This is a genomic window from Rhizobium sp. 2YAF20 (genome assembly GCF_052114685.1).
GTDB lineage: Bacteria > Pseudomonadota > Alphaproteobacteria > Rhizobiales > Rhizobiaceae > Rhizobium.
On sequence record NZ_JBFRFF010000026.1, the window covers coordinates 42197 to 55918 of the forward strand.

Annotated in this window: 14 protein-coding genes, 1 pseudogene and 1 riboswitch; of the genes and pseudogenes, 2 read left to right on the forward strand and 13 right to left on the reverse strand. The window is 58.8% G+C overall.

The window, feature by feature from the left end; genetic code table 11:
• Position 1: 1 nt before the first annotated feature.
• The 4 genes from AB4Z52_RS24295 to AB4Z52_RS24310 all read right to left on the reverse strand — a co-directional run bounded on the left by AB4Z52_RS24295 (position 2) and on the right by AB4Z52_RS24310 (position 4204).
• Positions 2 to 829 carry an ABC transporter ATP-binding protein gene (locus AB4Z52_RS24295; protein WP_442220464.1) on the reverse strand — a complete coding sequence of 276 codons (828 nt, stop codon included), beginning with the start codon at positions 827 to 829 and terminating at the stop codon, positions 2 to 4.
• Positions 826 to 1644 (reverse strand): ABC transporter permease, encoded by an 819-nt coding sequence (locus tag AB4Z52_RS24300; RefSeq protein ID WP_442220465.1) that lies wholly within the window; start codon positions 1642 to 1644, stop codon positions 826 to 828. Before AB4Z52_RS24300 ends, AB4Z52_RS24295 begins: the two co-directional genes overlap by 4 nt.
• Positions 1645 to 1709: 65 nt before the next feature.
• Positions 1710 to 2783 (reverse strand): putative urea ABC transporter substrate-binding protein, encoded by a 1074-nt coding sequence (locus tag AB4Z52_RS24305; protein WP_442220466.1) that lies wholly within the window; start codon positions 2781 to 2783, stop codon positions 1710 to 1712.
• A gap of 77 nt (positions 2784 to 2860) precedes the next feature.
• Positions 2861 to 2970: riboswitch (guanidine-I (ykkC/yxkD leader) on the reverse strand.
• Between the two features lie 451 nt (positions 2971 to 3421).
• Entirely contained in the window at positions 3422 to 4204 is a 783-nt protein-coding gene (locus AB4Z52_RS24310) for an alpha/beta fold hydrolase (protein ID WP_442220467.1), read from the reverse strand.
• Between the two features lie 381 nt (positions 4205 to 4585).
• Here AB4Z52_RS24310 and AB4Z52_RS24315 point away from each other — a divergent pair, with 381 nt between their 5' ends.
• Complete coding sequence (locus AB4Z52_RS24315) at positions 4586 to 5272, forward strand: GntR family transcriptional regulator (RefSeq protein ID WP_442220468.1); 687 nt, start codon at positions 4586 to 4588, stop codon at positions 5270 to 5272.
• Positions 5273 to 5466: 194 nt separating this feature from the next.
• On the opposite strand, the gene AB4Z52_RS24320 is transcribed toward AB4Z52_RS24315, so the two are convergent.
• The 9 genes from AB4Z52_RS24320 to AB4Z52_RS24360 form a co-directional block, all read right to left on the reverse strand.
• A complete protein-coding gene (locus AB4Z52_RS24320; RefSeq protein WP_442220469.1) occupies positions 5467 to 6444 on the reverse strand; it encodes a sugar kinase in 978 nt (325 codons plus the stop codon).
• Positions 6444 to 7502, reverse strand: a complete 1059-nt coding sequence (locus tag AB4Z52_RS24325; RefSeq protein WP_442220470.1) for an ABC transporter ATP-binding protein — start codon at positions 7500 to 7502, stop codon at positions 6444 to 6446. Before AB4Z52_RS24325 ends, AB4Z52_RS24320 begins: the two co-directional genes overlap by 1 nt.
• A 25-nt stretch (positions 7503 to 7527) precedes the next feature.
• Positions 7528 to 8349, reverse strand: coding sequence for a carbohydrate ABC transporter permease (locus AB4Z52_RS24330; protein WP_442220505.1), 822 nt, complete (start codon positions 8347 to 8349; stop codon positions 7528 to 7530).
• Complete coding sequence (locus AB4Z52_RS24335) at positions 8349 to 9284, reverse strand: carbohydrate ABC transporter permease (protein ID WP_442220471.1); 936 nt, start codon at positions 9282 to 9284, stop codon at positions 8349 to 8351. Before AB4Z52_RS24335 ends, AB4Z52_RS24330 begins: the two co-directional genes overlap by 1 nt.
• The gene (locus AB4Z52_RS24340) at positions 9284 to 10615 is read right to left on the reverse strand and encodes an ABC transporter substrate-binding protein (RefSeq protein WP_442220472.1); all 1332 of its coding nucleotides are present in this window, start codon (positions 10613 to 10615) and stop codon (positions 9284 to 9286) included. The genes AB4Z52_RS24335 and AB4Z52_RS24340 overlap by 1 nt, the downstream gene beginning before the upstream one ends.
• A gap of 51 nt (positions 10616 to 10666) precedes the next feature.
• Complete coding sequence (locus tag AB4Z52_RS24345) at positions 10667 to 11326, reverse strand: GntR family transcriptional regulator (RefSeq protein WP_442220473.1); 660 nt, start codon at positions 11324 to 11326, stop codon at positions 10667 to 10669.
• Between the two features lie 25 nt (positions 11327 to 11351).
• The gene (locus AB4Z52_RS24350; protein WP_442220474.1) at positions 11352 to 12236 is read right to left on the reverse strand and encodes a dihydrodipicolinate synthase family protein; all 885 of its coding nucleotides are present in this window, start codon (positions 12234 to 12236) and stop codon (positions 11352 to 11354) included.
• A gap of 442 nt (positions 12237 to 12678) precedes the next feature.
• Positions 12679 to 13083 carry a type II toxin-antitoxin system VapC family toxin gene (locus AB4Z52_RS24355; RefSeq protein WP_442220475.1) on the reverse strand — a complete coding sequence of 135 codons (405 nt, stop codon included), beginning with the start codon at positions 13081 to 13083 and terminating at the stop codon, positions 12679 to 12681.
• Positions 13050 to 13328: a type II toxin-antitoxin system VapB family antitoxin gene (locus tag AB4Z52_RS24360; RefSeq protein WP_442220506.1), complete on the reverse strand. Its 279-nt coding sequence runs from the start codon at positions 13326 to 13328 to the stop codon at positions 13050 to 13052. The genes AB4Z52_RS24355 and AB4Z52_RS24360 overlap by 34 nt, the downstream gene beginning before the upstream one ends.
• 249 nt (positions 13329 to 13577) lie before the next feature.
• Here AB4Z52_RS24360 and AB4Z52_RS24365 point away from each other — a divergent pair.
• Positions 13578 to 13721 (forward strand): annotated as a pseudogene (locus AB4Z52_RS24365) (nitrilotriacetate monooxygenase); the annotation flags it as partial.
• Position 13722 lies beyond the last annotated feature (1 nt).

Consider the following 13722-nt stretch of genomic DNA (forward strand, 5'->3'; position numbering starts at 1 on the left):
GCTATTTTACCTCTGTCGGACTGAAAGCCGGGCCGTCCCGGCGGGGGCCTAGAGAAGTGACCGGGCCGTCCCGGTCAGGGCTGAAGGGTGAGGGCGTGCCTGCGCTGCGCGGTGGCCAGATGGAGATATCCTTGGTGATCGTCGCGCCGTAGCGCAGCTTTTCCTCCGGGCGGTCGCGCGGCCTCTCGAATGCGACCACGCGCGTGGCGAGCGTGAAGGCTTCGCGTATGTCGTGGGTGACCATGACGACAGTCATCTGCGTTTCGTTCCACAATCGTCTCATCAGGGTGTGGATTTCGGCACGGATACCGGGGTCGAGGGCGCCGAAAGGCTCGTCCAGAAGCAGCACCTTCGGCTTCATGATCAGCGCCTGCGCCAATGCCAAACGTTGCTGCATGCCGCCGGAAAGCTGGGCGGGATACTTGCCCTCGGCGCCGGAAAGGCCGACTTCCGCGATCAGACTGCGCGCCTCTTCGACGGCACGCTGCCGCGTCGCGCCGAAGAGCTTCGCCTTCAAGCGCGAGGCGATGAATTCCTTGCCGAGCAGGACATTTGCGAGCACCGTCAGATGCGGAAACACCGAATAGCGCTGGAACACGACACCGCGATCACGGCCTGGCTCCTGTGGGAGCGGTTCGCCGTCCAACAATATCTTGCCTCGCGTTTGATGTTCCTGTCCGAGCAGCATTCGCAGGAATGTCGTCTTGCCGCAGCCGGACGGACCAACCAGGGCGACGAAGGCGCGGGAGGCGACCGTCAATGAGATGTTCTCGAGCACGATCTGGTCGCCATATTCCTTCCAGACGTTCTCGATCACGAGTTCACTCATGCCTGTTTCTCCAGTTCGGACCAGGGGAAGACGGCAATGCGGATGCGATCAAGGGCGTAGTTGGTCACGACCGCGAGCAAAGTGATCCAGACGACGTAAGGAAAGATGATATCCATCGAAAGGTAGCGGCGGACGAGAAATATCCGGTATCCGAGCCCGGAGTCAGAGGAGATCGCCTCAGCCGCGATCAGGAAGAGCCACGCGGGACCAAGCTGCAATCTGACGCAGGTGATAAGCCGGGGTAGAATCTGCGGCAGAACCACGCGAAGGGCGATCTGCCAGGATGAACCGCCCAACGTTTCCGCCTTGACGATCTGCTCGCGGGGCAACTCGAGCGCCTTGAGCGCAAGATCGCGGATCATCGTCGGCGCCACGCCGATGACGATTAGTGCGATTTTCGAGGTCTCACCGAGCCCCATGACGATGAAAAGGATTGGTAGTAGTGCGAGCGGCGGCACCATCGATATGACGGCAACGAAGGGCGCAAGCAGGGCGCGCAGGTACGGCAGCATCCCGATCGCCATACCGATCAACAGTGCCGTCACGGTCGAAATTCCAAGACCAGCAAAAAGGCGTATCAGGCTCGCAAGGGTATCGGACCACAAGAGATATTCGCCCGTGCGCGTGTCCGGCAGGAAGGCCATCCGGTTGATGGCATCGGTAAATCCTGCAAGTCCGGGCAGCAGCTTGTCATTGGTGTTTTGCGACAGGCGCACGACCGATCCCGCCGAATAGGCGACAATCAGCAATACGAAGGGCATAAGCGTCAAGGCGAGCTGGGCACCTCGGCCGGGCCTGGTGTTGATCCAACGCATGGACATGGCTCCGCTGATGAATGGACAGGCAGACGGCGCCCATGAGCGCCGTCGTCGTGGATCGCTCAGAGCGCGCCGTCGGCTGCAGCCTTCATGTATGTCTCGGTAAAGCGCAGCTTGACGTTGTTTGCGTCGCCAAGGATTTTGCCGTCCGGCATCTCGATGCCGATCACATCCGCCGATGCAGCGCCGTTGCCGAGCAGACCCTTTTCAAAAAGGAAATTGCGCACGAGGTTCATCGTCTTCGGCAGGCTTGGAGATGCGGTGAAGGAAACGGCGTCAGCCGGCTTGGCGAAAAGCTTCGTGGCGGCCATCTGCGATTCGAAGCCTTTGAGGTCGGTGCCGGAGGCCGAGCCCATCGCTTCTCGAGCTGCCTTGCCTTCATTGCTGTCGGCTGTCATCAGCGCTGCGGTCTCGTACCAGATACCCGCAAGTGCCTTGCCGAAATTCGGGTTGTCCTTCAAGACGGCGGAATTGCCAGCCATCAGATCGATGATTTCGCCGGGAACCTGCGAACTGTCGAACACCTTCTTGGCGCTTGGCTCTTCAAGTATCGTCGAGACAAGCGGGTTCCATGTCACGACCGCGCTCACCTCGGCTGTCTTGTAGGCGGCCACCATATCGGCGTCCGAGGTGTTGACCACTTTGACGTCGCGTTCAGATAGGTTGATGCTTTCGAGAGCACGCGCAAGCAGATAGTGCGAAACGGAATATTGAACAAGATTGACGTTCTGGCCCTTGACGTCGGCCAGACTGGCCTTGTCCTTGAGGATGACGGCATCGTTGCCATTGGAGAAATCGCCGACGATCACAGCAGTCGTATCGACGCCGCCGGCGGCTGGAATGGACAGCCCATCCATGTTGGTCAGCGTTACTGCGTCGAACGCACCGGCCGTGTACTGATTCATCGATTCCACATAGTCGTTGAACTGCGTGACGTCGATTTTGATGCCGTACTTGTCTGCCCATTTCTTGACGATGCCATGGTCTGCAGCATAGCCCCAAGGCATCCAGCCGACATAGATCGACCACGCAACCTTGAAATCCGTCTTCGGTGCAGCGCTCGCCGTGGAGCTCGCTCCAAATGCCAGCGAGGCTGCCAGTGCGGTGATCGAAAAGATCTTCGAAAAAGTCTGCATAGAAATTCCCCTTTTTGCTTTTCTTCAAAAAAGGGATTGGCATAGACCATCGCGCTGCCAATCCCTTGGCTAACGAGGTCTCCCGGGCTTTTCTCCCGCCGTGCACCCGGTGGGATGTCTCCCCGACCGGTGGCAGCTCTCGGACCAGCACGCTTATAGAAGCGCCGGAACCCTAGCCACCAACTCTACTGTTGTAAGAGCAAGCCACGTGCCAATTTCTAAACCATTGATTTTGCTAACTCCTTTTGGAGGGCAAATTCAATGTCGCATAATGTGCATGCACTTTGCCCAAGATTTAGGCGCGGCCTATCATGTCATCCTCGCTAAGCTTGCGGCTTGGCTCCGGCCAATCCGGTGTCTTGATGTCGGTGGTCGCTGCCGGGTTACCAGGACGACTGAGGTCTTGGAACAGGGCGTTGATTTCAATCGAAATAAAATCCGCCGATTAGTTTAGCTGCCCTAAACATTTGCATTCAGATGGAATAGCGGGCGAACGACCTCGCCGTCCGTGTCAGCGTTTTCGCGTTGGCACGGGGGGAGAAGCTAAGGCCAAACAGTCGTTGGTCTATGCCATTCGACTGGGGGGAATCTCCCAGCCACTACTGGCCGCCAGCATTCCCGTTCTTACTGCGCTGAATTCACTCCGTTGGCTGCCCTGCCGCCTCGAGGATTAATTGGGCGATCTCGTCGGGATGGGAGATCAGCGAGAGATGGCTAGACTTCACTTCGATGGTCTTGGCACGCATGCGTTTTGCCATGAAACGCTCAAGGTCTGGATTGATTGTGCGGTCTTCCGTCGAAACGGCATACCAGCTTGGCTTTGAACGCCAGGCCGCCTGGGTGGTCTTGCCAGTGAGCAGAGCCTTGTTGAACGGCTGCTGGACGGCAAAGAGCACCTTTGCCTTTGCTTCGGGCAGGTCGCCTGCAAAATCGGATAGAAACGCGGCCTCGCTGAGGCGACCTTCATCACCGTCGAAAACGATGCCGGCAGATGCAGGCGGCGTTGGAAACGTCTTTGCCAATGCCGTATAGTCCTCACCCGCATCCGGCGCGCGTGCTGCGACATAAACCAGCGCCGAGACATTCGGATGCACACCGGCCTCAGTGACGATCATCCCAGAAAAGGAATGCCCGACGAGAACCGTTGGGCCGTCCTGCCGTGCAAGCACCCGCTGCACCGAGGCCACTGCTTCAGGCAGGGTCGTCAGAGGGTTTTGAACGGCCGTGGCATTGAGTCCTGCCTTTTGCAACCGGGCGATCACTTCGGACCAGCACGATCCGTCGGCAAACAGCCCATGCGCGAGGACGACGTTGCGGGCCTTCAACGAGGTGGGCTTGGCTGCCATGCCGCGGGTCGAGAAAAGGGAGGCGGCGGCACCGGCAACAAGGGCGGCTGAGAACGTGCGTCTGTTCATCATCATGATTTGGTTTCCTTCTGCATGGGGCAGTTACGGGATGGATACAAGTCCGCCTCGCTGAGGACGGGAACCCAGAGCCGGCAGGAATTTGTTGGTACACAAGATATTGCCGAGGCAGGGTATGGCCGATGCGAACGCTGTTCAGCGCTGCACCACATTGCGAAGCTTCCTTCCGCCTATTCCAGCTTGGCTCTTTGCCGACCTCGTGTGTGCAAGGCGTTGCTGATATGCGCAATGTGTATTCTCGAAATGCAAAGCAGTCAATAATTGAATACGTAACAGGTTCGTGATAACTGTTTTGTATGCGTCTGGTAGATCTACATCCGGATATGCATACACGGGACCGTCGCTTCATGCGCCGGAAAGACTTCAGGAGATTGCGGGATGACGTATGAATTGGAAAGTGATGATGACGCTGGTGATCGAGGGCTGTTGTCCGATCGTATTCGCAATGCGCTCACCGACGAGATAACAGAGGGGCTTCTAAAAGCCGGCGCGGCTCTGGACGAACAACATCTTGCCGACCGCTTCGGCGCCTCTCGCACCCCGGTTCGTGAAGCGCTGCGTCAATTGGCGGTCAGCGGCCTTGTCGAGGTCCGCGCGCGGCGCGGCGTCATTGTTGCCCGCATGACTCCCGAACGCATCATGGAGATGTTCGAGACGGTCGCCGAGATCGAGGCCATCTGCGTGAGGCTCGCCACCTACCGCATGACGCCGATCGAGCGCAGCCACCTGATCGAGATGCATGACTCGTCGGAGGCGATCGTCGAGCTGGGCGATTATGACGCGTACGACGCATTCAACCTCGAATTCCATGATAGGATCTATCGCGCCACCCACAACGGCTTCCTTGCGGAACAAGCCATTGCAGTGCGCAGCAGGCTCAACGCCTTCAGACGCACGCAACTTCGCCAAGGCGAACGCATGCGCCGATCCAGGGATGAGCACGATGCCATCATGCAGGCGATGGCGGAGGGTGACGGCGAGATGGCATCTCGGCGTATGCGAGCCCATATGTTGAACGCGGCCACAGCGCTCCGCCGTTTCATCGAGGCCAGCAAACCGACATAAAGCCCAGGCGCATCGCGCGTGAACTAACTAGAGCCCCTGGGCTCGGAGTAGGCTTTTGGGCTATTCAAGCCAATCATGGCCAGCGGTCACAGACCGCGCCAAATAGGCCGGACATTCGACTGCACCGTCTGACGGGGAGTTGCGTAATTGATCCCTTGCTAACCGGACCGTTCCACATATGAGGAAGACCCGGTTTAAATGCCAAGCAACACTGGGGGTGGCGATGGATCGCACCACCTTACTGCTCGAGCGATGACTTGCGATCGTGTCGGCGCGCCTGAGCGGCCGCCGAACACTTCGCATTTGAGAGCGGCGGCAATGGAGGAAAGGTAGATGGCATGTTTGGGCGTCTTGCCCTCCGCGATGGCAAGAGCGAATGCGCCATGGAAAATATCGCCTGCGGCAAGCGTGTCGACGGCCTCGATGGCTAGTGCAGGCCAATGCTCGACCTTGCCGCTGTCGTCGTCAAACCAGTAGCTACCGGCGCCGCCGGCGGTCACGCTTATGAACGAATGGTTGAACCTCTGGTTCAGACGCCGGACCATCTCCGCGACATCGTTGGCACCGGTGAGCCGCTGTGCTGCCGGCTCGGAAAACACAATATGGCTTGCCGCCGGTGCCAGTCGCTCGATAACGCCGTCGGGAGCGACATCGGCGTCGAGAATGGCGGGCTTGCCGGCATCTTTTGCTGCGTGCAGGACCTTCAGCGCAAGCGCTGGCCAACGAACGTCTACCAGGACGGCGTCAACAGTCGCGATATCTTCCGGTGTGACTGTTTTCACCGTTTCATGCAGTTTGGGATCGTAAAACGGTACGATCAGCCGTTCGCCGTCGTCATCGACCAGGATCGTCGAAAGCGCCGAGCGCGCTCCCTGAACGCGCAGCATGCCATCGGTGATGATCCCGTCGGCACTAAGATCGTGAACAATCCGCTCCCCGGTCGCGTCGCAGCCCACAGAGCCCCACAGGCTTGCCTTGCCGCCAAGGCGCACGATCGCGTAGGCAGCACTTGACGCCATCCCCTCGGCGATCTGCAACATCTCGTAGGGCAGCACCTTTCCCTGGCCCGACGGCAGCCGATGGACGCGAAACAGCGTGTCGAGAACGGCCGCCCCGACGCAGAGGATGTGTCTTGGTGCGCCTGCCGGCGGATCGAATGCTGGAGATACCATCAAAGCCGCTTGCCATTTGTCTTGTCGAACAGATGCACGTTGGCCGCGTCGATGGCAATGCCGACCGTATCGTCGAAGCGGATGTCTAGCCGTTCGCGAAAGAGGCAGGATATTTCCTGGCCGCCACAATCGAGCTTGGCATAAATCTCCGATCCGGTGCCCTCGACAATCTCGACCCGTCCCGAAATGCCGCCGGTCGCCACGCGAATATGTTCGGGCCTGATACCGTAGACCAGCGGCTGGCCACCATATTGCGAGATCGGCAGCCCTTCTGGAAGAGGCAGGATAAGGCCCTGGTCGCTGCGGAATGCGCCTTCTTCGATCTTCCCGTCGATGAAATTCATCGCCGGCGAGCCGATGAAGCCGGCAACGAAGAGATTGGCCGGGTGATCATAAAGGTCGAGCGGCGCGCCGATTTGCTCGATCAGGCCGCCGTGAAGGACGACGATCTTGTCGGCCATCGTCATTGCCTCGACCTGGTCATGCGTCACATAGATCGTCGTCGTGCCGACGCGCTGATGCATGGATTTGATCTCGGCGCGCATTTGCACGCGAAGCTTGGCATCAAGGTTGGAGAGCGGCTCGTCGAAGAGGAAGACCTGCGGATCGCGCACCAGCGCACGGCCCATCGCCACGCGCTGGCGCTGTCCGCCGGAGAGCTGGCGCGGAAAGCGCTCGAGCAGCGTTTCGAGACCGAGAATGCCGGCCGCCTTCTCCACTTTGGCTGAGATTTCCGAGGGGCTAGCTTTCTTCAGCTTCAGCGCAAAGCCCAGGTTTTGGGCAACGGTCATATGCGGGTAGAGGGCATAGTTCTGAAACACCATGGCGATATCGCGATCACGTGCCGGCAGGTTGCTGACCTCGCGTGCGCCGATACGGATCTCGCCATCGCTAACCTCCTCCAGGCCGGCGATCATGCGCAGCAACGTGGATTTGCCGCAGCCCGACGGGCCGACGAGGACCACGAATTCGCCATCGGCGATATCGACGCTGATATCATGGATGACCTTTACCTGGCCGAAGCGCTTCTGGATGTTTTGTATGTTCACGGGTGCCATGGTTGGATCCTGTTCGAAAGGGAATTCAGCCGCCTTTGACGGCGCCGGCGGTCAGGCCGGCAACGATCTGCTTCTGGGCAAATATTGTGAGCACGAGCACCGGCAGTGTCACGATCAGCGCGGCGGCCGCCAGCGGCCCCCAGCTCACCTGCTCGAAGGATAACATGTTGTAGACGGCAACCGGCAAGGTACGCGTCTCGCGGCTGGCAAGCACGATGCCGAAGACGAAATTGTTCCACGAGAAGATGACCGAGAGGATGAAGGCGACGACGATCCCCGGCTTGGCGATTGGCAGCGCCACCAGCCGGAAGACCTGCCAGGGCGTCGCGCCGTCAATGCTTGCTGCTTCCTCCAGTTCCATCGGCGTCGTCTCGAAATAGCCGATCATGATCCAGACGACGATCGGGACCGTCACGACGAGATGGATGATGATCTGCGGCCAGAGGGTTCCCAAAAGATTCAGCCATTGGAAGAGCAGGAACAGAGGAATGAGGAAGGAGAGGCCGGGTGTCATGCGGGCGATCATGATGACGACGGCCGACTTTTCCGCCTTCAGCCGCGCGATGCCATAGCCTGCCGGAACGCCGATCAACAGGGCAAGCAATGTCGCGGTTCCGGTCACCAGAATGGAATTCCAGAAATAGAGGAAAAAGTTGTTTTCTTCGAAAACCTTGACGTAGTTCGACCAGGCGAAACGCTCGGGAATAAAGATCGGCGGGTAGGCGCCGTTGTCGATCTCGTATTTCAGCGAGAGCGAGATCATCCACAGGAAGAACAGGACCACCGGCGAAATCATCACCAGCGCCACGAAGAAAAGACCGATCTTGTCGAGCGTCTTGCGTTTCATCATCGTGTCTCCATGTCCGACCAGTTCGCGCGCTGTCTCGCCATCAGGAGGACGAAGGAGAGCGCGACGATGAGGACGAAAAAGATGACTGCCATGGCCGAGCCGTAGCCGATGTCGTAGTAGGAAAAGGCGGTGTTATAGAGATAGATGTTGATCGTCTCTGAGGCCGTTCCCGGTCCGCCCTGCGTCATCGCATAGATGATATCGAAGCTCTTGACTGCATCGATGCTGCGAATGATGACCGCGATCATCAGGAACGGTGCGATCATCGGTAGGGTGAGATAACGGAACTTTTGCCAGGCATTGGCACCGTCGATCTCGGCGCTTTCATAAGGTTCGCGCGGGACGGCGGCCAGCCCGCCGAGCACGATCAGCATGACAAGCGGCGTCCATTGCCAGGTCTCGACCAGGACGAGCGACGGGATCACACTGAACTGATTGTAGATCCACTCCTGCGGGCCGATGCCGACGAAGGATAGGAGATAGTTCAGCACTCCGAGCTGCGGATGAAACATCATGGTCCAGACGAGCGCGATCGCCACGGGCGTTGCCATCATTGGCATGACAAAAATACCGCGGAGCAAACCACGCAATGGGAACTGCGCATCGAATATCAGGGCGGCGAGCATCCCCAGAAAAACCGGCGCGATGACCGATAGCCCCGTATAGAGCACCGTATGCCATAGCGCTTCCCAGAACCGCACGTCCGTGGCCAGCCGGGCATAGTTCGCAAGGCCTGCGAAACTCTGGGATTGTCCGAGCGTCCAGCTGTTCACGCTCATCCATAGGGTAAAGACCCACGGAAAAACGATGACCGCGGCGATCACCACCAGGGCCGGGATGACGAAGGGCCAATAGTTGGGAGCAAGCCCTCTGGGCCTGCTCCTCTTCTTGGCGGCGGTTACCGTGGTATTCTCGATGCTCACGGACGCCATTACCCCTCGCTTCGTGCAAGCACTGGCTCAAACTGCGCGGTTGCGTTCTTCAGTTCGCTTGCAGGGTCCGCGCCACCGATCATATTGGTGAGACCGACGCCATAAATGTCGCGGAACTCGGTGACCGGGATGATGACAGGCAACGCCAGCTGCGACACCTTGCCTGAGCCTACCACGGCATCAAGCCACGCGCTCGGCATGGTAACGCCCGCCCGAACCTTCTGATCTTCAAGGATGGATTGGCGGAACGGCACGCCTGCGCCCGCCTGCAACAGCCGAGCACCCATTTCGTGCGATATGACCCATTGGCAGAAGAGGTATGCCGCTTCCTTCTTGGTGCTGGCGGCCACGACGCCGATACCGTCGCCGGTGGTTGCCGCGGCTTGCGCTTTTGGGCCTTTCGGCATGATGCCATAGCCGACCTGGCCGACGACGCGGGATTTTTCGGGGTTTTCAATGGGCGGAGCAAAGCCAACACCATCGAGCCACATGCCGATCTTGCCTTGAAGGAAGGCCGACTGGGATTCGGCCCAGTTGAAACCAGAAACGCCGGGAGGTGCTGACTTGGTCATCAGCCGCTGGTAGAGTTTGGCCGCCGCAATCGCTTCGTCGGACGTCGTGCGCAATTTCCCGTCAGGCCCAAGCGGCGTCGTGCCGTGCCCGAGCATCAGCGTCGTCCATACCGGCGTATTTGCATTCTTCAGGCCGCGAGCGACGAACCCGTAGGTCTTGGCCGACGGATCGGTCAGGGCCTCCGCGGCCTGTGCCATGTCGTCGAAGTCGGCCGGGTAGGACAGCCCCTTCTTTTCGAAGAGCGTCTTGTTCCAGTAGACGATCCAGTAATCGACTGAGAAGGGCAGGGAGCGCAGAACGCCGTTTGAATCCTTGGCGAACGTCAATCCCGCTTCCGCAAAATCGCTCTCCGTCAGCGATGGGTCAGTCAGGGAAGGATCTTTCAGGAAGCCGCTAATGTCGGCAAGCCAGCCGCCCTTTTCGAACTGACGCTTCTGGACGTGATAGCTCAGATGCACCACATCGAAGCTCGGTTTTCCCGAGCTGAGCTCGATCGTTGTCTTCTGGCGCTGCTGCTGTTCCGGCGTCGCTTCGGCATTCACCTTGATGCCGGTCAGCGCCTCGAATTCTGCAAGGTTCTTGAGGATCGTTTCGCTACGCGGGCTCTTGATCAGGTTGACTTCTAGCGTCGTCCCTGAAAAACGCTTCCAGTCGACCGCCGCCGAAGCCGTGCGTACGCCGAGCAGGCCTGCCGCCCCCAAGGCTGAAGTGCCCGCCATGAAATGGCGGCGTGTTGGATTGATGAATGACGATGACATGTTGTTCCTCCTCCTTTGGCCGAAAATCTCCTCATTTGCGGCCTGCTTCATTCAAATTTTCAATGCGCGGTCTCTTGCCCCGTTGATGTGCGAAACCAGAGATGCGACAGCATCTTCCGCGGAACGTCTTTGGATTGCCTCAAGCACCTGCAGGTGCTCGTTCATTACTGGCCCGACATGTCCGTTGATCCGGAATCTATCCTGGCTGATCAGCCGCATCTTGATCGAATTGACGCGGTAGGCGTTCGAAATAATGGTATTGCCGAGCGCGTCGATGAAGGCATCGTGCATGCCCCAATCGACCGATTGTGCATGGACTTCAAGTTCCGGCGACGTATCGCCGGCCCCGATAGCGTCGGCGATATCGCGGTGTTGTTTCAAGAGCCCGGCAATCGTTTCGTCCGAAGCCGAATGTGTGAAGAGCGCGACGGCTTCCTTCTCGAAAAAGATGCGGAGCTGAAACGCTTCGCGGATCAAATTGAGATCGATATGGGCAATCTGCAGACCGCGCTGCGGCACGGTCTTGATCAGGCCCTCGGCCTCCAGCCGCGGGATCAGCTCGCGGATGGCGCCGAGCGGCAAGCCAGTCAGCTCTACAAGCCTGCGCTGCGAGACGAATTCTCCGGGCCGTACATCGCGAGCAAGCAGATGGTGGGTAAAGCTTGCATAGGCCTTTTCCCGCAACGTCGGCTGCCCGTTCACGCCGTCCATTCGCCTCTCTCCCTGTCCGGTTCGCCTAAGCTGCCTTGGTTCTGAAAAGCGCATTGAATGCGCCGGCAAGATGATTTCGTCCTTCGCCGGATATCGAAACCAGCGGCGGGCGAACTGCAAGCCAGATTTCATCTTCGGAGAGTTCCGCCACCATGACCTTAACCGCCGCCGTCACGGGAAACTTCAACAATTCCAGGACAAAATCCTCGACGCGCGGATCATCCTTTCCTTCTTCAGCCATGAGCCGGACTTCATGGGGTACGAAATTCGCCATCCCGGAGATCGCGCCCTGGCCGCCCAATCGAACGCCCTTGGCCAAATGGCGTTCATCGCCGATCAGGATGATGAGATCGCTATGGGCCTTCAACAATGCCTCCGTGAAGGGCCAATCGCCGGAAGAATCTTTGACCCCGGTGACGATGCCGGGGAACGCAATGCGTAGCCTGCCGATCAGCGCCACAGAGAGCGGCACCATTGTGACGGAGGGAATATTGTAGACGATGATGTCGCGCGCCTTTTCCGCCAAGCGCATAAGCACAGCCGAAAACCAGCGAAACAGGCCCTCGTCGCTGACGTTCTTGAAGTAGAAGGGCGGTGCCAGCAGGACATTGCGCACGCCCTTGGAAAGCGCCAATCCGGCTTGGGCGGCGGCGTCTTCGACAGAATCCGCCATGATGCCCACGATGATGCGGTTTGCTGCAATCCCCAAATCCAGGAAGCGATCGAGCACTTGCTCGCGCTCCTGCGTGCCGATCGAGGATCCCTCGCCGGTGGTGCCGAATAGCGTAACGCTCGAACATCCGCAGGCAAGGCTCAGTTTGGCCTGCTTGATCATCGGACCAATGGCGATATCGCCGTTGCTGTCGAAGGGCGTCGTGAGCGCGACCGATAGGCCAAATTTCTGCGGCAAGTTCCATTCCTCCCAGATATGTTGTCAGTGTATACAGACTAACATGTTAGCTGTATAGCCGAAATTTTGTCTCTGCATCGAAGAGTGGAAAAAGTTCAAACGTCGTTATGACATCGGGCGATAGCCAGTCGACAATGTCTATGCGTGATGGCTGACGACGTGACTAAGATGTCAACGGGGGCACCTTGCCGCTCACCGGCAACTGAACTTTCATGCCGCTGCGATTAGAGCTTCAGCAGTCACTCGGAACGCCGATACAGCGCTCCACATCATCATCGATGACAGGTCCTTACACTGTTTAAGCTCAGCAAGCTCGGCCTGGGCGTCCATCTGTCATTTGAGAAACTGCAGGATAGCAAGGCGAACCGAGACCCGATGAACCTCGATCAGCGGGAGTTCGACGGCGCCTCACTTCTGATCCGACTGCGCGGCAGAGCGGAGGTCACGGCAGAACCTCGATGTCGGTATCCCGCAGCAGTTGATCGAGCGTCAGCAAGGGTTGGCGCATCGCCTTGGCGTAGGCGTAGTGGAAGCAATCGAAATTGCTGAGATAGCGCTTGCCGATGCCATGCTTCTCAGCGACGGCGACGGCGTAGCCGAGCACGCGACGAGGAATAGGCGGATCGCGCAACGCGATGTTGCGGACTTGCAGCAATCCGACCACGGCGCCCTCTGCATCACTGTAGCTGCAATTGAGCTGGTCCGGAGGGGAAAGTACGATGATCGCTTCCCAGGCGGCAAGCGTCGAGGTGATCGGCTTGTCGGCGCCGGACAGGGCTGCTTCATAAGCCGCCGCGCTGTCTTCTCCAGACATCATCGAAACGATAGCGCGGGCATCAACGAACATCCGCGTTCTCGGCCCATTAGATCGTGGTCAAGATCATGATAGGCGTCGGGCGGGACGGGCTTGCGGTTGCCGGCAAAGGACAGGCCGCGCTTTTCGAGGATGCGGCGGGCCGTCTCGGTCGGCGTCTCGCGCTGGGTGCGGGCGCGCAGAATTTCCCTAAACGCGCCAATGACGGCATCCGTCATGCTGACGCCGTCGATCTCGGCCAGCCTGCGAGCAAGACTGTCTGCCTCTGGAATGCGAATATTCTACGCCATGTGTGTCGCTTCTTTTATGTAGCCGATAGTAAATGCTGTATAGCAACACAACCATGACAAGACGGCTGAAAAGGGACTTCATGACGGTAGCGTCGCCCTAATTCGGGTCGGGCAAGGGATGGCGACGATGGGGTGGCCGCGGTCGACAGGGTGATTTCGCGCTGACCATTCCCGAGACATATGAAACAGTTTGTCCCCAAGACATGGGTGACAGCCTCATGCCGAATGGGTTGCCGATTGCCCGCGAGCCTGAATGACTTCGTCGAACTGGTCTTGCCGGAGCTGCGGCGGCGAGACCGCTTTCGCGAAGAATACCAAGGCAAGACGCTGCGCGAGAATCCCGGCCTGTCGATGTCCTTTAACCGGTACGCCGCGGCGCGCG